Below are 19585 nucleotides of genomic sequence, written 5' to 3' on the forward strand. Positions count from 1 at the left end.
TATAGCCTGTTTTTGAACATTATTGACTTTCTGTTTATCTTTTGGGCCATTTCCAGATAGAAGTGTGTAAGTGTGGATATTATTCCTTTTTATTATTAAGCTCATTTATTTGGAAAACTACACCCATTAGCAGGATGAAACCTATACAACAGCCCTCCGAAGCCATATCTATTTCCCGCCTGAAAGCCATTGTTGGTGGCGCTATCGGAAACCTGGTAGAATGGTATGACTGGTATGCCTATTCTGCTTTTGCTTTGTATTTTTCGGCTTCCTTTTTCCCGGCGAGCAATGCAACTGCGCAATTACTCAATACGGCAGGTGTATTTGCCCTGGGCTTTTGATGCGTCCCATTGAGGCTGGTTGTTTGGATATGTTGCTGATAAGATGGGGCGAAAAAAATCAATGACCTGGTCAGTACTGCTCATGTCGTTTGGGTCCCTGCTGATTGCTTTTACGCCCACCTATGCCACCATTGGTATCCTGGCACCGGTAATTTTGTTGATTGCACGCCTGCTGCAGGGCTTAAGTGTTGGTGGTGAATATGGCGTATCAGCCACCTACCTTAGTGAAATGGCTACCCGTAACCGGCGGGGCTTTTATTCCAGTTTTCAATATGTAACCCTTATCGGCGGGCAGTTGATCGCCCTGGGTATTCAATTAATACTACAACGGATTTTAAGCGAAACACAATTACATAACTGGGGATGGCGAATTCCTTTTGTGATCGGCGCCCTGTTGTCCATCATTGCGCTTTACCTACGCAGTTCATTACAGGAAACACCTTCATTTGAAAGACAACAAAAACAAAAGACAACACAAAAGGGTACGATCCGGGAATTACTAAAACATCCTGGAGCGATCCTTACGGTCGTGGGACTGACGTTGGGAGGAACGCTGGCATTTTATACCTATACTACCTACATGCAGAAATTCCTGGTGAATACCGTTCACCTTACTAAAGAACAATCTACCCGGCTGTCCTTTATATCCTTATTGCTCTTTGCGTTGATACAACCTCTATTGGGTGCTTTGTCCGACAAGATTGGTCGCAGGCCCTTGCTGATAGGATTCGGTGTATTGGGTGTGTTGTGTACAGTACCGCTGCTTACCGCATTAAGCAATACCAGCTCTTTGTGGGTAGCCTTTCTGTTGCTCATGGCCGCGCTGATCATTGTAAGTGGATACACCAGTATTAATGCCGTGGTGAAAGCCGAGCTTTTCCCAGCCGAAGTACGAGCGCTGGGGGTAGGATTGCCTTATGCCCTCACCGTAGCTATTTTTGGTGGTAGTGCCGAGTACATAGCCCTTTGGTTGAAAAAAAGCGGCCATGAAACCTATTTTTACTGGTATATAACGGGGTGCATTGCTATTTCGCTGTTGGTATATCTGTTTATGAAGGATACCCGGCATTCTTCCTGCCTCAACGAAGAGCTTTCTGCCCACTCATAGGCCTTAACAGTTTTTCACAAAGCATTGACAAATACTTCACTTTTTCAGGGTACTATACTTTTGTATACTGCTTACTAATAGGAACCGGCTTTCCATTGTATTATCTTTGCATTTCAACATTACAAAGGTGTTTATTATGGAAATAGGAATAGATAGTTTTGCCGCTGAAATGGCAGGTAGTAAAGGTATTGCCAGGGATAATGCCACGGCGATGGCCCAATTACTGGAGCGTATGGTACATGCGGATAAAATGGGCCTGGATGTATTTGGTATTGGAGAGCATCACCGCAAAGACTTTTTAGATTCGGCGACAGCATTGATACTTACTGCTGCTGCCGCCCGTACCAATAAGATCCGCCTTACCAGTGCAGTCACAGTATTGAGTGCTGCCGATCCGGTAAGGGTATTCCAGGAATATGCTACGCTCGACCTGATCTCACAGGGCCGGGCCGAAATGGTAGTAGGACGCGGTTCATTTACGGATGCATTCCCTTTATTTGGTTTGAATCTCCGGGATTATGACGAGCTCTTTACGGAAAAGCTGGACCTCTTGCTCAATATCCGCAAGAACGAATTTGTTACCTGGTCGGGAAAGTTCCGCCCGGCATTACGTAACCAACCCATCTATCCCAGGCCGGTGCAGGAGTCTTTACCCATTTGGCTGGGGGTAGGTGGTACACCCGAATCATTCGTACGTGCCGGTACGCTGGGACTACCTTTAATGGTGGCCATTATAGGTGGCGAAACACATCGTTTCCGGCCGCTGATCGACCTGTACAGACAGGCTGGTAAAAAGGCAGGTTACTCACCAGAACAACTCACGGTTGGGCTACACTCCCTGGGTTATATAGCCGGTACTACAGAACAAGCCATTGAAGAATTTTATCCAGGTTATGCAGCCAGTATGACCCGCATTGGGCAGGAGCGTGGCTGGCCTCCAATGACCAGAGGACGTTTTGAAGCACAAATGGGCGACCAGGGAGCTTTGTTAATTGGAAGTCCGGAAGAAGTGGCTGCCAAGATACTTCGGCACAGCGAAGCATTGGGAGGTATCTCAAGGCTTACTTTCCAGATGGACACTGCTTCGTTGCCGCATGAAAAGCTGATGCACGCCATTGAGCTGATCGGTACCAAATTAAAGCCAGTGGTGAACGCCGGAATGCCTTTACCGGTACTTGGTATAGGTAGCGTGTAATACTATTATTGGCCAATCGAATGCCTATATAGGCATTAAACAACCATCTCTTAGCCGGATACGAAGAAGGCTTACCAAAAGTAACAGGAAGCACAGGCTGTAACCTGTTCACTTATCAACTTTCTGCACGGTTTTCATCAATAATGCCATGCCGCTCATTCCAAGTGCCACAAAAAGACTGGTATATTCGGGCTCGGCATTCTCCCTCAGGGCCCTGGGCAAATGCAATATTAATACCCAAAGGAAGAACATTGCACTCAGGAGGTACATGGCCAATTTTACTTGTTTACCAATAAAAAGGCTGATGGCTGAAGCAAAAAAAGCGACCATCACCAGCCATGACAGGAAGGTTTTGGCAGGCAACCAGGTGGGGATCAGTGTGATAATGTAGTTGTTGTATATATAATGCAGGATGCCGAACCCCATGAGTGCTGCTGCAAATAAGTATTGCCCGGTTTTTATGATCGTGATGCCCCATTGCGGCTTATTCATACCCACCATAACCAGCGCGGCGCCCAAAAGGCAATTACTTCCAGGGCGGCAGCCCATTCGCCTCCATTGTCCAATTGGGGTAGTAAGATGGGCAGGTGTACCAATACCAACAACAATAACCAGATGAGGGTGGCGGCCAGCGCCCCCGGTAGTCATGGGGTTTTAACAGTATCCAAATGGCGGCCAGGACCATGGCCACGCCGTTGATATTTGCTAAAACTATTTTACCCGGCAGGGTAGCTGGTACCGGTAAAAGGCCGGCAGGGAAATGTTGGGTGACCAGGTGGATGGCCCCAATGGCCAGTAAAGCAATAGCATACAAAAATGCCCGGTCTTTGCAGGCAGGGGATTTCCCATAAGTGTTGAGTTTATACCCTTAATATACGGTAAGTTTCTTACACACTAGGGCCTGGCCCATGAACAACCAATTCCTGCTGACCGATTACCTGGATAGGGGCTCCTTTAGATGTTGAGGTTGCCTTAAGGTAAGCTAAAGGTTATGGGTTAAAGCGCACTTACTAAGGGTAGGGTAGAATTTGTTGTCAGCCCAGTGAAATTGAGGAAAATAAAGCCAAAAGAAGTATTTTTAGAGTGTACCTGCTGCCCCAATGATCCCACTTGTATAAGTAAATCAAACGCTTAAACCTTGTGTATGAAATACGCACTGCCGCTCATTATATTGTTGGGGGGATATGTTGTGGGTGGGGGCTGTAAAGTCCTTCACAACAAGATCAGGATCCAATCGCAGAAGACTCCTTAATTAACCTCCCCAGGATCCAACACGTGTTACGAATCATTAACCTGCCCAAAGTTGATCTATCCGAAATCGTTAAAAACAATGATAGTATTCTTATAGCCTGCAGGATACCGATTAAAGCATCTGCCACTATTTTTATTGAAGATGATAGTTTACATTCCATAGTGGCGGCCGAAGCGGTGGATGTTAAAGAAGAAAAAAATACCTATGAGGGTTTGCGCATTCGCGATACCTCCCAATGGATCCTATGGCCCGTGAACTCAATGGAATACAGGAAGAATTGGAAAAAGACACCTATGCAGCTTTCCGTGAAATTGAGAGTAGTATCTGACAGTGGTAATATTTGGGGCAGTGAATTTGGCACCTCCCGAAAGAAAGGGGTGCTGGAACTCCCCGGTCGGTAGCCATTCCCGTACCTGCCAGCCTGAAGAAAGGGGCCATGCAGTTTTTATACCGCGTTGATGCAGATGCAAACGTGAAGATTGAAATACTTCCCTGGATATTGAAGAGGCAAGCCCTGTATTTACTGATCGTAAGGTTGACATGGCAGCTGGGACCCGGATATATGAATGGATGTTTCAGCGCAATAATGGGAAAAAGATCAGGCCAGGGGATTATTATGTGCGCTTCCGGTGCACTGCCCGCAATAAGAATGAACAAGTAAATGATGTTTGTTTACCATTTAAAGTAGTGGAATGACGGATAAACCAAATGCCGGTAAAAAGCGCCAGGACAAGCACGCAAGCGATATTGGGTGCTGCCTGTAGGATTTCTGTTGATTCTGACTCTATTGGTTTTGGGTCTCTTCCTGCTTTCAAATTACAGGGTTACACAAAATGTTTACTTTTCCGGTACTTGTCAAAGCTTCAGCATACCCCAAAAAGATAGCCTTCAATTTCCTCCTATTTCGATTTTATATGCACGTGGGTTTGATGTACAGGTAAGTCCTTTGGAAAGTGCTGTTTTGTCAGCCGGCAAATCTTCCCTTGCATTGAGTAATAAAGAACTGGAAATATCAGTCAATAAGGTTAGGCATACTGATCAAACCTCGTTGATTGCGGAGGTTGCCGGGAAAACAGGAGAAGGGAATTTCCTAATACTGCCCGAAGGAACATTGCTTAGTGGTTGTTTAATGGATCAATCTAATATGCCGGCACTTGAGATTAATACGAAGAAGAATTTATATGCAGAGATCAAGGTAGTAAGTGAACAGGTCAATTTTAAAGAATTAAACAGGCTGATCATACAGGATAAACAGGTCATTGAAAAATTTAGTAAAGAAGAAACTTTTCGACTCCAGGTAAAACCTTCGGGCAATCGACTTGTCAATGCTCAATTTATTGCACAACCCGATACTTTACCTAAAAAGAGTGTGTTGTATTTTAATCCTAAACTACCCAGCCAAAATATAACACCAAAACATACCCTGGTTGATTTTGACATACCCACGGATTCTGTATTTACTATTAACTCCTGTATTAACCCCATCATAAAGATTGAAGGATTGGATGCTCCCAACCAACCAAAGGATATGCCGATCATGGTGAAAATTAAATCCGGCGGTTGTAAGTTTGCTATTACCGGATTTGACTTTAACAATGAAGCAAAGTTCTGGCAACTGAAATTAGTGGGATCAGGAAAGGCTTCCTCCATCCTGGTAGAAAACCAGGAATTGATACCTACCCAATTCGATAAGATAATCAGTGGAAGTTTAGCGCGTACTGGTCTATGGTTCTTAGTGCTAAGTGCTGTTGCTGCTATTATTGTAACTTTCTTTAAAAGAGCCATTGAGAACCTCGCAGAATATTTTCTTCCTTCGCCACCCAAGCCTGGGGAAGGAGAGGAGCCTAAGCCTGATAGTCCTGCTGCAGGAATTAATTTTAAAGTACTGGATAACACGCCTTTCCAAGCTGTGGTTGAAACGGTTGTAGATGTTAATAGTGGTATCTGTGTATTTAAAAACTTTACGCCAGCAGAATTAGCGATACCCCTGCAGGGTAAGGAGGTACAGGCTACTTCGGTAGAAGAGGCCATTGCCCAATTGGCATATTTGTCAACTGTTTTGCCTGCCTATACAGTAGAGGTTACCAATAATGTATATACAATTATAAAAACGTAGTATATGTCACAAGGAAACAGGTGTTCTTGTCCCATTCCTCCGGGTGGTGAGGTTATTTGTGAAGCGCATCAAATGCCTTTTTTTGTATCATTACCCCCGATGGCCAGCGTCATGCTATTTGTAAAACTCCTCTGCAAACGGCCAGTGAATTAGCCCTGATCAATTGGGCGCTGGCAGAAGTCATGCAAGAGTACCGTCCATTGGATGCTGTTATTGGGGAGAAGGAGGTTGAAATACTAAAAGCCGGGATCTATAAAGCTGGAGGGCTTACAGTTACTTTTAAATTGACCTTACAGATGGTGGTTGCAATAGAAAAAATTGAGCGGCCACATGGATTTGAAACTGACCGTTTAGCTGACGAAGTAGAAGTTTGATGCCTATATTGGGCTAATACTAATTGTAGTGAATAGGTAGTGAATGTCCAGTGAATATCCCGGCCAGTTCTCTATACCCTCTTCAGCACGATCCTATACCTCGCCTTACCAGCTTCCAGCCGGCTGATGGCTTCATTGACCTGTTCCATTGGAAACTCTTCCACGGTTGGATAGATGTTATGCCGTACACAAAAATCAAGCATGGTCTTGATGATGGCCGGCCCACCACCCGGACTGCCACCGACCGATTTTTGGCCTGCAATTAAAGGAAAGGCCGCAACACTAATGGGCTCAGGTACAATGCCCACGGTATGGAATTTACCTTTTGGCGCCAGGCAGCCGATATATTTATCCCAATCCAACAATACATTTACAGTGCTGAGAATAAAGTTTAGTTGACCTGCTATTGTTTGCAGGGCAGCAGGATCAGTAGAGTCGATCACCCGGGAGGCTCCCATACTGATAATCTCTTCCTTTTAGAAGGATTGGAACTGAAGGCTACTACTTCGCAGCCCCAGTATTTCAGGAACTTGATAGCCATATGGCCCAAACCGCCAATGCCAATTACGCCCACTTTGTCCGTGGGTTTAACACCTTCTATGATCAGTGGATTAAAAACCGTCATGCCGCCACAAAGCAAGGGGCCAGCTTTGGCCATATCAATGCCCTGGGGAAGTGAAATTACCCATGACCAATGACCGCGTACCATATCGGCAAATCCCCCATGGCGGCCTACCTGCGTTTGTTCAGCATCAGCGCAGAGTTGGTGATTGCCCGTCATACACTGGGCACAATGCATGCAGGATTGGGAAAACCAGCTTAAGCCCACCTTGTCGCCCACGCGAATACCCTTCACCTGACTGCCAACGTTGATCACTTCGCCTACAATTTCGTGACCAGGCACCATGGGGTACTGAGTCATCCCCCAATCATTATTGATCATGCTTATATCGGAAAAACAAAGACCGCAATAAGCCACTTTGATATCTACATGCTCCTGTCCAATTGGAGGCAATTCATATTTGAACTTTTCCAATTTGCCTTTCGGTGTTTTCACCGCAAAGGCGGTGACAATTGTAGAACCAGTTTCCCTGCTTTCAGTATTATTTCCTGCCATATAGTCAAAACTTTAGACAGCAAAACTACCGGGTCAAACAATGCAGGGAGTATACAATTCAAAGGAAAAACTATAAAAATCAAAGTGCGGCAGTACGGGTGTTTTTGGGGGAATTTCCGGTTCTCTTTTTGAAGAAATGATAAAAATAATTGGGGTTTCAAACCCCAAACTATAAGCAATGGTAGCAACAGGCCAGTCGGTATGTTTGAGGAGTGCTTTTGATTCGGCCAGTATCCTATCCGCAATATGCTCCGAAGTGGTTTGGCCAGTAACCTCCTTTACCGCATGATTCAGGTGGTTTACATGTGTGGCCAGCGAACTGGCGTAGTCCCCTGCTGTTCTAAGTGTAAGTAAATGCTCGGGGGTGTCAATGGGAAATTGTTTTTCCAGTAGTTCCAGGAATTGAATGGCAATGCGCTCGGCTGCATTCTTTTGCCGTATGCCCGGGAGGGCTGGTTCCATTTTCATAGCTTCATGAATGATCAGGTGCAACTGGTTACGTAATAGATCGTATTTGTACACATAGTCCGATCTCAATTCGATTAACATTTTGCGATAGATGCTCCCAATATATTGCTGTTGCGTTTTATTCAGAAAGAATACAGGGTTACCGCCTGTTTTGAATAAGGGCGAGTTTTGCAAGCTTGCATTCCGTGAGGGGTCGCCTAAAAACGCTTTTTTGAACAAACAGAAGTACCCGTTTTGTTGCTCAGATACAGGATTCCAGGCATAAGGGGTAAGTGGATTGAAAAAGGCCAAAGCTGGCCGGTCGATCACAATATCCTGGTGATGCCAGCTTACCTGGCTGCTGCCCAGTAATAAGGATATCTTGTAAAAATCCCGCCTGTTAAACTGCATGGGCTTGCTGCAATACGCACCACTTTCGTACACCTTAAATTGGCCGCTCGTAGCTTCCTCAATTCCCCGGTCGCGGTAATACGCCTCCACCGTCTGGTTCTTTTTCATTTGTCAAAGCTAAGGAAATCAAGGCGTGATGGATTGCCCCAAAAGGCGGTGCTGACCGATGGGGATTAAATACTTGATCAAGTCAAGTATTGTCCCTTATCTTTGTATTATGAAAAAGAATTGATCCATACCCTGCGCGATTTTAACCGTTTTTATACAGCCATCCTGGGTATTGTGAACAATCATATCCTGGAAAGCAATTACTCGCTTACTGAGGCCCGGATCATTTATGAAGTGTATAACGAATCGGGTATCACAGCAAGGGCCATCAAAGAAAAATTGCAGTTAGATGAGGGTTACCTGAGCCGTATGGTAGCCCGGTTTGTAAAACAGGGGATCATGGTGAAAAACAATTCAAAGAAGATAAGCGGGTCTTTGCGCTGGACCTTACTGCCAGGGGAAAGCAGATAGCTGCAGATATCAACCGTCAGTCCGATAAGCAGGTAGAGAACCTGGTGAAACACCTGGATGGTGAGGAGTGTGTGCAATTGGCCAGCCTGATGGTTCAAGTGAAGCAATTATTAGAAAAAGGTGATAAGACAAACAATTACAGATGGAGCGTTTCAATTTTAGTATTGCACAAACACCCGGCGAATTTGAAGCAGGTAAGGCCCTTTTGAGGAGTATGCAGCTTCACTTGATTTTGATCTTGGGTTCCAGGGATTTCAGCATGAACTGAGTGTGATGCAGCAGCAATACCAGGCTCCTATGGGGGCATTGCTGTTATGCTTTAATGAATGGCATGACGCGGTGGGTTGTGCCGGTATCCGCCAACTGGCAGCCTCTACAGCCGAGTTAAAACGACTGTATGTAAAACCTGCCTTCCGGAGTTTTAAGATTGGCCGTCAATTGTTAGAGCTAGCGATCGTAACATCCACAGCGCTACACTACCAGTTCATTAGATTAGATACGGTACCCGGACAGGAAAAAGCCCATAACCTATATCGTTCTCTGGGATTTTATACCATTGATGCCTATCGCCATAACCCCATAGCTGGCACCATTTACATGGAGAAAAATTGATTGAATGACCGGAAACAGCGAGGTGCGTGTGCTTGTTTAGGGAGTAAATAAACCAATAATCATAAGATACCACTAAAGTGGTATTGTTTTCTTCTGTGCATTGAACTAACTTGGTGTCATATTTAGTATAAAAGTTACTAAATGTTTCCTGCCGCTTAATCCCGAACCTTTGTGTCGGACTTCTGATTAGTATTTTTGGTTACATCGTTCAAAACTATTCTTCCTTCTATTAGGCTTTCAGAGCTTACTGATTATTATTTATTAACCCTCCAGGGTGTACTGGCAATGTATTGCCGGATGCGCTGGAATACAACATGACTTTATGGCTGACAGTGTAACGCAAATTCAAAAAGCCGGTCCGGTTGGGTCAAAATTGAATATCGCCATATTGGGCGATGGCTTCGCGGCGGCTGATCAAACACTTTATAATGATACCGTACAATCTTTATTAATGGACGGGGTGTTTGGTCATGATTATTTTTATGAAGATAAGCAAGCTTTTAATGTTTTCAGGGTCAACCTGATCTCCAATCAATCGGGAGTAAGCACCCGTCAGTATGATGAACATGGTACACCAGATGATGCTTCGGATGATACCATTATCAGTACTACCATGCGCGATACGGCCTTGAAGTATATCTTCAGCGGCTCCTGGGCGCATTGCTGGCTGGAAGGTACTGCACAAACCGGCGCATTGGTCAATGCAGCCCTTACTACCTGGGTGCCGGATTATGACCTGGTAGTGGTTATCCTCAACAATCCCAATTATGGTGGTTGTGGCGGTGGTGGTTTTCAGATCATACCAAGGGGAGTGACCTGGCCGGTGCTGGCTCATGAATTTGGCCACGGTACAGGTGGGCTGGCCGACGAATATTGTACTACCAATGTATATTCCGGGCCCGAACCTGGTTCGGTAAACCTTACAACCAATACCAACCGCAATACCCTGAAATGGAAAAAGTTTGTAGCTCCTGCTACACCGGTGCCTACCGGTACAGGTAATTGTGCGGGCTATAATGCAGGTAGCCAACCTCCTGGGTGGTCCACCAACCATGATGTAGGTTTGTTTGAAGGTGGTGGTACCAAGAACTCCGGTATTTACCGGCCAGTGATCAATTGTCGCATGCGGGGTAACTCGCCCGAATTTTGTCCGGTGTGCTATACCGAAATGAAGAACAGGATGCACAGCTATACCGGTCGAAATTTCTTGAAATGCTATGCTGGTGATTTTAACGGCGATGGTAAGTCCGATCTGTTGGTGCACAATGGCAACTCCATCATGATCTACCGTTCTAATGGTTCACAATTGGATGTGGTATTCAGTACGGTAGAACGCGTGCCGGGTTCCTGGCAGTTCCAACCCAATGACCGGTTTTATATTGGTGATTTTAATGGCGATGGCAAAGATGAAGTGGCCGTATTCAATGGCTCCGACTGGGTAATGGAATACCTTGGTTTACTGGCCGATGACGGCAACAATGGTCTGAAACTGATTGCCCGTTATGACAATTCCATGCCGGGATGGGATTTTAAAAAAGACGATCAATTCTTTGTGGCCGATTTTAACGGCGACGGGAAAAAGGATCTGCTGGTATTCAACGGTAATAGCTGGTCAATACCTTACCTGGGTATGCTGCGTTCGTCGGGTACCGGGTTTACGCTGATCAAGCGATATGATCAGAATCTGCCCGGATGGCAAATGACCAAAGGGGATAAATTCTTTGTAGGTGATTTGAATGGCGACGGCAAAGATGATCTCTACGTATTCAATGGTGATAACTGGTCCATCCCTTACCTTGGTATGCTGCGCAGTACAGGGACAGAATACAAAATGGCCAAAAGGTATGATAAGAACCTGCCCGGCTGGCAAATGACGAAAGGCGATAAATTTTATGTAGGCGATTTCAATGGCGATGGAAAAGCTGATATCTATGTATTCAATGGCGAAAACTGGAGTATTGCCTACCTGGGTATGCTAAGTAGTTCGGGCACAGCCCTTTCCATGGTGAAGCGGTATGATGGCAATGCCCCTGGTTGGCAAATGCGGAAAAATGATCTGCATTTTGTTGGGGATATCAATGGTGATAAAAAAGCCGACCTGTTTGTATACAACTGCCTGGATTGGAGCACCGAGTACTTGGGTACCATGATTTCCAATGGTAGCGCTCTTTCCTGTGCCTGGAAGGAGAATTGGGTAGGAGAGTGGAACCTGGGCAGCGTTGATCGGTTTATACCTTGTAACTTTGAAGGAGCCGCCGGAAAACGCGACCTGTTTGTACACAATACGAACTGGTTTGGCATGATCAAAGCCACACCCACTCTTAGCCTGCAGAAATTATATTATAAATGGATTCACAACTACCGCCATGGTAGGAATTGGTAAAAATAATTGAGGTACGTTATGACACGAAAAACAACAAAAGGCATTTATGGTAAAACCATGAATCAGCAAGCCACCGATCCCATAGTGGAAAACAATAAACTTCCTGTAATGGATGATGCGGCTATTAAAAAGGCCGCGTTACCTACACCTGAAAAAGGAAAGAAGCTCCAACTGATGGAGGAGGTGAAAGAAAATACGGCAGCTCCTTCTAAAAAAGCTGTTGATGAAGGTAAACAGATGGCCGTATTTGCCGGAATTGACAGGAAAAGTATTCAGCCCCATTCGGGTGAGCAAAAAGCCAGGGCAGTTCGCAAAGCTGCCGGTGAACACTATTTGGTTTTCCGTATGCATGTACAGAATGGCGAAATATCAGTAACTGGTGCCAAAAGAGTGGATAGCACCTTGGAAGGCATGAAGATCTTGTACAGGGCGGCCTTACCTATGAAGCCACCTTACAGGAGAACCGGCTGAACATCGCTTCCATTCCCGATTTTGGCGAACAAAGAAGTTTTCCCATGCCTGGCGACAAAGGCGCTAAAGGACACCATATTACCATCCTTCCCAGCTTTGATTTCAATGTAAGGATACCAGGCAATCTCATTGCCGAAAGGACCTGCCCAAGGTTAAAATATCACTCTACCGCTTCAAGGAGCATATTCCGGCGATGAAGTTGAATGCTGCGCCACTACACTTGCAATATGAAAAAGAAGTGCGTATGGTGGCCGAGTTAAACGGTATTACCCTTGACAAAATGAATAAAGAGATAAAAGCCGAGGTGAAAAAAAGTTTTTGCCAGGTAATGTGTAATTAGTTAAAAGCCTTCCAGATCGTTGAACTGGAAGGCTTTTTTATTCCCCTGCTATGGTATGCGGCAAGAAAACTACAGTTGCCAGTAGTTTATATTTAACACTTGCTTTCCCACATGGCTGTTTATTAATGGAAACCTGTTGATTAAATAGTAACCAATTTATTTTTGATGGCATACAGTACCAGGGCCACCCTGCTTTTGATCTCAAAGCGCTCAAATACCGCATCCCGGTAACCATCTACCGTTTTAGGCGCTACATTCATCTTGTCCGCAATTTCCACGTAGTTCAATTCTGTACAGGCGTACCGGATAAATTCTTTCTGTTTGACATTCAGGCTCTCCCATAGTTTGTGGTATATTATGGTATCGTTGTTGTCGGCTGCTTCTTTTTGAATGGAGTGGATCAACTTGTTGGTCACAAAATCGGTATAATAATAACTCTTTTGTGCAATGGATTGTAGGGCGGCATGGAGGTCTTCAGGCTCCATTTCTTTGGTTAAATAGCCCTTTACCCCCAGCTTCAACATCCTGACAATGTCTTCGTCATTATTCACACTGGATACGACCAGCGTTTTGATATCGGGGTAATTGTCTCGTAGCCAGGCTACTGCTTCATACCCATTCATGCCGGGCATGGCAATGTCCATTATTACAATATCGGGTACCATGGCTTCATTGCTCTGTATGGTATCAACGAGTTTTTGCCATTTTCTACATCAAACAGCAATTCATATTTGTCGGGCTTCAGCAGTTCCGCGAGCCCCTTCCTGAACAAAGCATGGTCGTCGGCTATAGCTATCTTTACCCTTGTTTCTTGTAGTTGCATAATAAATAAGGTTGGTATTAGATTGGAGTGGATATAAGAATATGGGTTCCCTGGCCTGGCTGGCTTTTGATAGTCAGTTCTGCATTCAGGGCCAGTGCCCGTTTGTGCAGGTTCCGCAAGCCACTACTGTCCTGTTTCTGAGGATGGTTGGCAATGCTTTCAACATCAAACCCTTTTCCGTCATCAATGATCTCTACCTTGAGTGTACTGGCTTCATAAATGAGCCGGATATGGATGCTTTTGGCTTCGGCATGTTTAACGATGTTGTCAAGTATTACCTGGCACATCCGCAAAAGAATGATCTCTTTATGGGGTGATAACCTGAATGTTTCGCCCTCCTCATGAAAAGCAATGCTATAGAAACCCGATTTGCGCAGGTTGTCAATCTGTTGCTGCAAGATCCGGGAAAACCCGATCCTGGATATCTGGTCCGTATTCAGGCTAATGGATAGAGCCTTCATTTCGGCCATCAATTGTTTGACCAATGCCTTGGTGTCCGTAATTTTTCCCTGACAGGATCCTCCGTCAGAGGAGCTACACTGGCCAGGTTGATGTTGATTACCGAAAGGGTAGGCGTAAAATTGTCATGCAATTCAGTAGCAATATGTTGCAGTGTTTGTTCCTGTATCTCTGCCTTTGAATGCAGCATTTCCTGGGTGAAGGTTTCCTGTATTTGCATTACTTCCTGTTTGTGGCGGTATTTTTTGCGCTGGTGCAGGAAAACAAAGGAAATGATTACACCCCCAATGCCAATAGCAGTACCGTTCCAAAAATTACAGCATACCAGATTTCTTTCTCCTTCCACATAAGAAAGCAATTGAATAGTTTATGTACATAATGATCGCTGATGACTGGATGATCAACAGAATATTCCTGGCCTTTTCGATCGAAATGATATGCATTACATTGATCAGTAAAAGACCCAGGGTGCTTCCCAGGTGATAAACCAGTAAGCCCGTACTGATCCAAAACACGCTATCTCTTTTCAGGGATATGATCTCTTTGTCGTACAGCAACTGAAAATAATAGGCAATGCTCAGGAATACCATGATCAGGCAGGCTACCAACTCGGTATAAGTATTCAGGTACAGCCAACCCTGGAAAAAAGCAGGTTGGTTGCGGCAAACAGGATATAGAAAATGGCCAACCGCTTAATCCATTTTTTAAGCGTGGTAAGTTGTATTACCGCATAAAAGAAATACAGGTAAAACAAGTAACTGCAAAAGTGAAACAGGTTATAAAACCATTGGTTATTCCTGGAATACGAAGTGTACTGATATAATTTCTTTGCCCAGGCCACCCCAAATATTTCTGATAACAGTACAAACAGGAGAAAAAGGAAAAATACTTAAAAGGTTTAGGCATATCCAGCCTGAAGGCATTCAGGCTGGATATAAAACTTATTAAAACGGATAATAGTGAGATGTATAAGAACCATTTATTCATAGTTAGGAGTTATTTCTGGGTATAGGGGTACGATAAATCTCCTTCACCATCACAACCGGGCGGGCATAAGCCAATGGAGTCAAGATTTTTAGTGATGCCCATCTTGGAAACCTTATTGGCTGCCCGTTTTAGGTATTCCTCATCATTATCATCATCGATTATGATGTCTTTGTGTTTACCCGTTTCCTCATCCAGGTAGGTGGGAACAAAAATAACGGTCATGTGGTTGGGATACATCAGGTCTTCTTTCCCATATGCTCCAAAATAGATCCTTAGCCCATCGGCATTCAGGTAATAAAATTCGCGCATCAGCTGTTCAAATTGCTCTAACGAATACCAGGCAGCCCTGGTTTCGGGTCTCCCATATCTGCACTTAGCAGTGCGTATTTGCCATCTACGAAGTTTTGTACCCTTTCATTGACCACTTCCTTGGATATAAAAATCTCTGGTAGAGGCTTGGCAGATCTGTTACGTGACATAAACAGTTTTTTTGGATTAAAAATTAGATGATCAAAATAACGTTCCCGGTAAATCCCTTACAATAGTGAATTCACCCAAAAAGGAGCATGCTTTAACTGATTGATTAGTAGGTGCTAGCCTCATAAAGCCGGAGTTTCACTAAGATACAGGAAAACCCCTAAACGGATTTAAGTTATTCCCCGTTGCCTGCATTGGCCTGTTGAAACAACTTTACGGCACCGAAACTAATTGCATATGCCTAACGGAATTTCACTACATATAGGGGGTTAATTACTATGACAATGCAGCTTACAAAGAAAATGATCTTTCCTTAAGTCAATTGCCCAATTGCGACCGCGACGCCATTGCTTACATGGCCCTGGCCACTCGCTTCCAATTCAATACTGCCATCCACCTCAACGAGGAAGCCACAGTGAACAACCTGCTTGCGGACCTGGATGTTGCAGCCGCCCACCTCGAATATGGCGACTTCTTCTTCCTGACCTTTTCCGGCCATGGTGGCCTGGTGATCGACTACAATAAGGATGAAAAAGGAGGAATGGACCAAACCTGGTGCCTGTACGACAGGATGCTCGTTGACGATGACTTGTATGAAAGGTTGAAACAGTTCCGGCCCGGGGTAAGGGTGCTGGTTATTGCCGATAGCTGCCACTCCGGTACCTCCACCAAAAATAGTAAGTCCATTAATCCTGTAACTGCCAGTCAATTTCCTATAGCAAAAACTGACGATGTACAGGCTTCCTGTCTTTTACTGGCGGCCTGCCAGGATTACCAGGAGGCTTTTACAGGCTATAATCTCAAGAATAGCTTGTATACCTACTGGTTGCTAGAGGTATTGAAAGAGTATGATTTCTGCGAAAGCTACCGTGAGCTGCACAATAGGATATCCAACCACATGCCTCCCAGCTCCAAACCCAATCTATTCAAATTTGGACCAGGTGCCGATCAGTTCGTTAAAAAAAGACCATTCAAAATATAAACCACTAAAATAACTACCATGGGTGATGAACACAAAACTGCCGCCAACCAATGGGGGTTTGCAGATAAAAACGAAGGTCAAAAGAATGAGGAGCCGGCTGATAAAGACAAAGATAAAGATGAAAAGAACCCTCCAAAGGAACCCGAAACGAAGGTCGACAAGGATCCTAAAAAGGAATACCGTGAGATTACCTATTCCGAGTTAATGCGGCGCAGGGGGTTCTTTGAGTCGGTAAGCCATATCGAATGCCCCATAAAAGAATGACTGCCTTACTGGAAGAATTTAAACAGGAAGCCATTGTAAGGATCAAAGAGGTGACGGATGCCTCGGATGCGCATATCAATTACCTGAATGAGCAGATCGGGATAGGCAAATCCAGGATCGATGAGCTGAAGGAGAAACTAAAACTGGCCGATCTGTATAAGGAAGAGGAGGATGAGGTACTAAAGAAGTTAATAGCCGAAAAGGATAGTCAGGAGAAGGAGTTGTCGGCCCTGCGTGACCGGCTCACGGATGTCAGGATAAAACTGGGAGAGGCCAAGGCGGGGATAATTGATAGGAGCCTGGCTGATGCAGAAGCACAGGTAAAAAAGCCCTGAGTATTCAAAAGACGATCTATGACGAGACCTACGAAATGAACCATAAGAAGTTTATCGACGAAAAAGACCACCTGGCCAGGCTGTCCAAATGCTACCAGGCCTTGCTTGTTTTTTACGAAGAGCGTTATAGGAAGATCAACCTGCATTTAAGCACCCTGGATGTGGATGGCATCAACCCGGCAACCACGAGGATCCTTATTACAGTGGGTAATGTATCATTTGCAGCTGCTGGCTTTTTCTTTTCCACCTTTGCCGGTGCCACGGGGTTTGGCAACCAGGGTATGTTGAATTTTGTTTTACAGGGTTTAATTGATACTGCTCAACAAAAAGGCTCTTTTATTATAAAATTGCCGTACTGCTGGGGTTGATCGTGTTGGTAACGCTTATCAGTATTGGGTGTAATTACCTGCTGAACCGCCTGAAAAGGAAAAGTGAGGAGGAAATATTGAGTGAGGTAATGCTGGGTGGTGAGGTGAGTGAAGAAGAGGAAAATGCAAACTTTCATGCGAAAGTAAAAAGTAATAACTGGTACGCCTTCTGGCTGCAGCTGATACCCGGCGTATTCATTGCGGGATTACTCATTCTAAGCATTTCCTTAAAAGCGCATCCTGATAGTATTAGCGCCATTAATGCCAGTTCGGAAGGGCTAATAGCTGGAACCAGTATGGCTATCGCCCTGGCTGGTCTCATTTACCTGTATATTGTTAAAATTGTAGAACCCCGCCTGGTAAAGAAATACACGGCCAATCCCGGTGTACACGTCAATTGGGGCAGAGCCAATTGGGAATTGGTAGTGGTCATTGGCATTTTCCTCTTATTCTGTATCTGTATTATTGCCATTCCTTATCACCCCGAAAAGGAGTTCAACATCATTCAGGTAGATCATCGCACCCGTTTTTCTATTTTGTTGTTCATTGGTGTTGCGCTGGGCGGCAGCATTGCTTTTGCTTACAGTGTGCGCAGTCATGGTTTAATTGAAACCAGCCGCTTGCTGGAAGTAATATTGATAAGGCTCAATGACCTCATTGCCCGCTGTTCTGCACCTAGATCACCATCGCTGCACAATGGTCTAACAGAAGAACAAGGTAATGTAGTGCAACATGTATTAAAGCAATTGCTGTTCAAAGCCTCCCTGAATATTGCCAACCCGTCGGCCCAGCGGGTAAGGGTTAGGCCGCTCACCTTTTTCGAGAAAGTAGCTATTGCGCTTAAACTGGTGGATAAACCAAAAGTACAGGACCCGCCGCCGGTAGTTCCCTTACTGCCCTGGGAAGAAAAGTATTTCCCACATCTTACCGATGAAGTGAAAGCAGTGGAATTTGAATACCGTGAAAGAAAGGCCAAAGTTCAGAAAGCAGAAGACAATATCGACGATCATAAAACGGCCAGGGCTACAGAACAGCGGCGATATGAAAGCGACATAGAAAAATGCAGGAAAAATATTGATGAGCACCACAGCCAGATCAGGAAAACCTTACAGGAAAAGGCGGAGCAAAGCCACACCATTAAGAATACTTACCATGCTGTCATTACCGACCTGCAGGATGGCTTTCACCTGGGTATGTATTACCGGGAAAATGGTATTGGTCCCCGGCCAGGGTATTATGATTATTGCGCACCGAATGGGCAGCCTGCACAACCACTATTAATCACCTCTAATAAATAACTACCATGTCAAAGGTTCAATCTCATTCCTGGATTTCCCGGGTTGCCACCAACCTGAAAGCATTTGGTACCTGGTTAAGAAAACCGTAAGAGGTAAGCGTGGTGGACAGCCCGACAACGATACAAATACTAAAAAGCCGGGGTTGGATGAAGATAACTCTTATGGCAATTATATACGGGCAATTGATGGTCTCGACGACGTGATCGTAAAGCTGGGATTGCACAAAAGAATTGCAGCCAGCCATGAATACATGTATGAAATGGGCCGGCGGGATGGATCGCTTGGTGTTACACTTGACAATTTGTTGAATATTGCACGCGCCAATGCCCTGGAAATGTTCAGGCATATTTATGTGATCATACGCGGCCAGTTGGCCACTTTAAAAGCAGAGTTTGAAGTCGCTAACAATATCAAACTGTATGACGAAACCTTGTATAAAGGGAACAGGCTTATTATGATTATGCGAAATACCAGTACCGGTTTTTCCGCGTAGCCATTCACTTTTACTATTTGTACTTTATTTTTTATTGGCGGTAGCGCTGATCCTGGCCGATATCCCCTGGCACTAAGACTTATCCAGCGAGGGTTTGACCTGGAAAGCCCCGGTGAGCCGGAACTGCAGTTCCCCAACCTGTTCCTGGGCAGTTTCAAGTCTATATTGTTTGCCAATTGGGAAACGGTTTTTACCGCTACAGGTATTGCTTTATGTACTATTTATATCAAAATATACTACGATGAATTTGTAGGTACACCCTATGCCAATAGGCTCATGACCTTTAAGCGGTTCTTGTCGGAAAACGGGTTCGATTCCAAAGATGATGAGAAAAGCGTGCTCAAAGAACACCGTATGAAAGGTATCCTGAAGACCGTCGTGTTTTTATTACCATACTTTCTATTGTAGCCTTG

Annotated in this window: 30 protein-coding genes and 1 pseudogene; 19 read left to right on the forward strand and 12 right to left on the reverse strand. The window is 44.8% G+C overall.

Translation table 11 applies throughout. From position 1 onward, the window contains the following. Positions 1-134: 134 nt before the first annotated feature. From RS881_RS26615 to RS881_RS26625, 3 genes are all read left to right on the forward strand, one after another. On the forward strand, positions 135-341 hold the full coding sequence (locus RS881_RS26615; RefSeq protein WP_315823873.1) for a hypothetical protein: 207 nt from the start codon (positions 135-137) through the stop codon (positions 339-341). 61 nt (positions 342-402) lie between these two features. Further along, positions 403-1449: an MFS transporter gene (locus tag RS881_RS26620; protein WP_315823874.1), complete on the forward strand. Its 1047-nt coding sequence runs from the start codon at positions 403-405 to the stop codon at positions 1447-1449. Between the two features lie 136 nt (positions 1450-1585). After that, the gene (locus tag RS881_RS26625; RefSeq protein WP_315823875.1) at positions 1586-2644 is read left to right on the forward strand and encodes an LLM class flavin-dependent oxidoreductase; all 1059 of its coding nucleotides are present in this window, start codon (positions 1586-1588) and stop codon (positions 2642-2644) included. A 108-nt stretch (positions 2645-2752) separates the two neighbouring features. On the opposite strand, the gene RS881_RS26630 is transcribed toward RS881_RS26625, so the two are convergent. Together RS881_RS26630 and RS881_RS26635 are read right to left on the reverse strand one after the other, a co-directional pair. Then, on the reverse strand, positions 2753-3163 hold the full coding sequence (locus RS881_RS26630) for a hypothetical protein (RefSeq protein WP_315823876.1): 411 nt from the start codon (positions 3161-3163) through the stop codon (positions 2753-2755). Positions 3164-3170: 7 nt separating this feature from the next. After that, positions 3171-3458 (reverse strand): hypothetical protein, encoded by a 288-nt coding sequence (locus RS881_RS26635; RefSeq protein WP_315823877.1) that lies wholly within the window; start codon positions 3456-3458, stop codon positions 3171-3173. A 461-nt stretch (positions 3459-3919) separates the two neighbouring features. On the opposite strand from RS881_RS26635, the gene RS881_RS26640 reads away from it, so the two are divergent. From RS881_RS26640 to RS881_RS26655, 4 genes are all read left to right on the forward strand, one after another. Next, positions 3920-4297, forward strand: coding sequence for a hypothetical protein (locus RS881_RS26640; protein WP_315823878.1), 378 nt, complete (start codon positions 3920-3922; stop codon positions 4295-4297). A 139-nt stretch (positions 4298-4436) separates the two neighbouring features. Further along, positions 4437-4592, forward strand: coding sequence for a hypothetical protein (locus RS881_RS26645; protein ID WP_315823879.1), 156 nt, complete (start codon positions 4437-4439; stop codon positions 4590-4592). A 265-nt stretch (positions 4593-4857) separates the two neighbouring features. Beyond that, positions 4858-6012: a hypothetical protein gene (locus RS881_RS26650; protein WP_315823880.1), complete on the forward strand. Its 1155-nt coding sequence runs from the start codon at positions 4858-4860 to the stop codon at positions 6010-6012. Positions 6013-6212: 200 nt separating this feature from the next. Continuing rightward, positions 6213-6386 carry a hypothetical protein gene (locus RS881_RS26655; RefSeq protein ID WP_315823881.1) on the forward strand — a complete coding sequence of 58 codons (174 nt, stop codon included), beginning with the start codon at positions 6213-6215 and terminating at the stop codon, positions 6384-6386. A gap of 71 nt (positions 6387-6457) precedes the next feature. Here RS881_RS26655 and RS881_RS26660 read toward each other — a convergent pair whose 3' ends face one another. From RS881_RS26660 to RS881_RS26670, 3 genes are read right to left on the reverse strand one after another with little or no spacing between them, the layout of a single operon-like run. Next, positions 6458-6844 carry a zinc-binding dehydrogenase gene (locus RS881_RS26660; RefSeq protein ID WP_315823882.1) on the reverse strand — a complete coding sequence of 129 codons (387 nt, stop codon included), beginning with the start codon at positions 6842-6844 and terminating at the stop codon, positions 6458-6460. Continuing rightward, positions 6826-7503: an alcohol dehydrogenase catalytic domain-containing protein gene (locus tag RS881_RS26665; RefSeq protein ID WP_315823883.1), complete on the reverse strand. Its 678-nt coding sequence runs from the start codon at positions 7501-7503 to the stop codon at positions 6826-6828. The genes RS881_RS26660 and RS881_RS26665 overlap by 19 nt, the downstream gene beginning before the upstream one ends. 33 nt (positions 7504-7536) lie before the next feature. Further along, the gene (locus tag RS881_RS26670; protein WP_315823884.1) at positions 7537-8469 is read right to left on the reverse strand and encodes a helix-turn-helix domain-containing protein; all 933 of its coding nucleotides are present in this window, start codon (positions 8467-8469) and stop codon (positions 7537-7539) included. Between the two features lie 102 nt (positions 8470-8571). On the opposite strand from RS881_RS26670, the gene RS881_RS26675 reads away from it, so the two are divergent. The 5 genes from RS881_RS26675 (at position 8572) to RS881_RS26695 (ending at position 12686) form a co-directional block, all read left to right on the forward strand. Then, positions 8572-8880: a MarR family transcriptional regulator gene (locus tag RS881_RS26675; protein ID WP_315823885.1), complete on the forward strand. Its 309-nt coding sequence runs from the start codon at positions 8572-8574 to the stop codon at positions 8878-8880. Positions 8881-9153: 273 nt separating this feature from the next. Further along, positions 9154-9492 (forward strand): GNAT family N-acetyltransferase, encoded by a 339-nt coding sequence (locus RS881_RS26680; RefSeq protein ID WP_315824627.1) that lies wholly within the window; start codon positions 9154-9156, stop codon positions 9490-9492. Between the two features lie 322 nt (positions 9493-9814). After that, positions 9815-11875, forward strand: a complete 2061-nt coding sequence (locus tag RS881_RS26685) for a M64 family metallopeptidase (RefSeq protein ID WP_315823886.1) — start codon at positions 9815-9817, stop codon at positions 11873-11875. 18 nt (positions 11876-11893) lie between these two features. Beyond that, positions 11894-12346, forward strand: coding sequence for a hypothetical protein (locus RS881_RS26690; protein WP_315823887.1), 453 nt, complete (start codon positions 11894-11896; stop codon positions 12344-12346). A 193-nt stretch (positions 12347-12539) separates the two neighbouring features. Further along, positions 12540-12686: a hypothetical protein gene (locus RS881_RS26695; RefSeq protein WP_315823888.1), complete on the forward strand. Its 147-nt coding sequence runs from the start codon at positions 12540-12542 to the stop codon at positions 12684-12686. A 140-nt stretch (positions 12687-12826) separates the two neighbouring features. Here the strand turns inward: RS881_RS26695 and RS881_RS26700 are convergent, their stop codons facing one another. The 7 genes from RS881_RS26700 to RS881_RS26730 form a co-directional block, all read right to left on the reverse strand. After that, positions 12827-13351 (reverse strand): response regulator, encoded by a 525-nt coding sequence (locus RS881_RS26700; RefSeq protein ID WP_315823889.1) that lies wholly within the window; start codon positions 13349-13351, stop codon positions 12827-12829. Next, positions 13333-13509 carry a helix-turn-helix domain-containing protein gene (locus RS881_RS26705; protein WP_315823890.1) on the reverse strand — a complete coding sequence of 59 codons (177 nt, stop codon included), beginning with the start codon at positions 13507-13509 and terminating at the stop codon, positions 13333-13335. Before RS881_RS26705 ends, RS881_RS26700 begins: the two co-directional genes overlap by 19 nt. Positions 13510-13526: 17 nt before the next feature. Next, on the reverse strand, positions 13527-13994 hold the full coding sequence (locus RS881_RS26710; RefSeq protein WP_315823891.1) for a sensor histidine kinase: 468 nt from the start codon (positions 13992-13994) through the stop codon (positions 13527-13529). Further along, positions 13979-14314, reverse strand: coding sequence for a sensor histidine kinase (locus tag RS881_RS26715; RefSeq protein WP_315823892.1), 336 nt, complete (start codon positions 14312-14314; stop codon positions 13979-13981). The genes RS881_RS26710 and RS881_RS26715 overlap by 16 nt, the downstream gene beginning before the upstream one ends. After that, entirely contained in the window at positions 14283-14576 is a 294-nt protein-coding gene (locus tag RS881_RS26720; protein ID WP_315823893.1) for a hypothetical protein, read from the reverse strand. The genes RS881_RS26715 and RS881_RS26720 overlap by 32 nt, the downstream gene beginning before the upstream one ends. Before the next feature lie 388 nt (positions 14577-14964). Then, a complete protein-coding gene (locus RS881_RS26725; RefSeq protein ID WP_315823894.1) occupies positions 14965-15264 on the reverse strand; it encodes a hypothetical protein in 300 nt (99 codons plus the stop codon). 17 nt (positions 15265-15281) lie between these two features. Then, positions 15282-15434: a hypothetical protein gene (locus RS881_RS26730; RefSeq protein WP_315823895.1), complete on the reverse strand. Its 153-nt coding sequence runs from the start codon at positions 15432-15434 to the stop codon at positions 15282-15284. A gap of 293 nt (positions 15435-15727) precedes the next feature. Between RS881_RS26730 and RS881_RS26735 the strand changes: the two are divergent. From RS881_RS26735 to RS881_RS26765, 7 genes and pseudogenes are all read left to right on the forward strand, one after another. Then, a pseudogene (locus tag RS881_RS26735) lies at positions 15728-16414 on the forward strand (caspase family protein); the annotation flags it as partial. An 18-nt stretch (positions 16415-16432) separates the two neighbouring features. Further along, positions 16433-16678 (forward strand): hypothetical protein, encoded by a 246-nt coding sequence (locus tag RS881_RS26740; protein ID WP_315823896.1) that lies wholly within the window; start codon positions 16433-16435, stop codon positions 16676-16678. Then, positions 16675-17013, forward strand: a complete 339-nt coding sequence (locus RS881_RS26745; RefSeq protein ID WP_315823897.1) for a hypothetical protein — start codon at positions 16675-16677, stop codon at positions 17011-17013. Before RS881_RS26740 ends, RS881_RS26745 begins: the two co-directional genes overlap by 4 nt. A gap of 35 nt (positions 17014-17048) precedes the next feature. Beyond that, positions 17049-17381 (forward strand): hypothetical protein, encoded by a 333-nt coding sequence (locus tag RS881_RS26750; RefSeq protein WP_315823898.1) that lies wholly within the window; start codon positions 17049-17051, stop codon positions 17379-17381. Then, entirely contained in the window at positions 17378-18679 is a 1302-nt protein-coding gene (locus RS881_RS26755) for a hypothetical protein (protein ID WP_315823899.1), read from the forward strand. Before RS881_RS26750 ends, RS881_RS26755 begins: the two co-directional genes overlap by 4 nt. A gap of 142 nt (positions 18680-18821) precedes the next feature. Then, positions 18822-19172 (forward strand): hypothetical protein, encoded by a 351-nt coding sequence (locus tag RS881_RS26760; RefSeq protein WP_315823900.1) that lies wholly within the window; start codon positions 18822-18824, stop codon positions 19170-19172. 165 nt (positions 19173-19337) lie between these two features. Continuing rightward, positions 19338-19580: a hypothetical protein gene (locus RS881_RS26765; protein WP_315823901.1), complete on the forward strand. Its 243-nt coding sequence runs from the start codon at positions 19338-19340 to the stop codon at positions 19578-19580. Positions 19581-19585 lie beyond the last annotated feature (5 nt).

The sequence above is a fragment of the Paraflavitalea speifideaquila genome, assembly GCF_032395985.1.
Lineage (GTDB): Bacteria > Bacteroidota > Bacteroidia > Chitinophagales > Chitinophagaceae > Paraflavitalea > Paraflavitalea speifideaquila.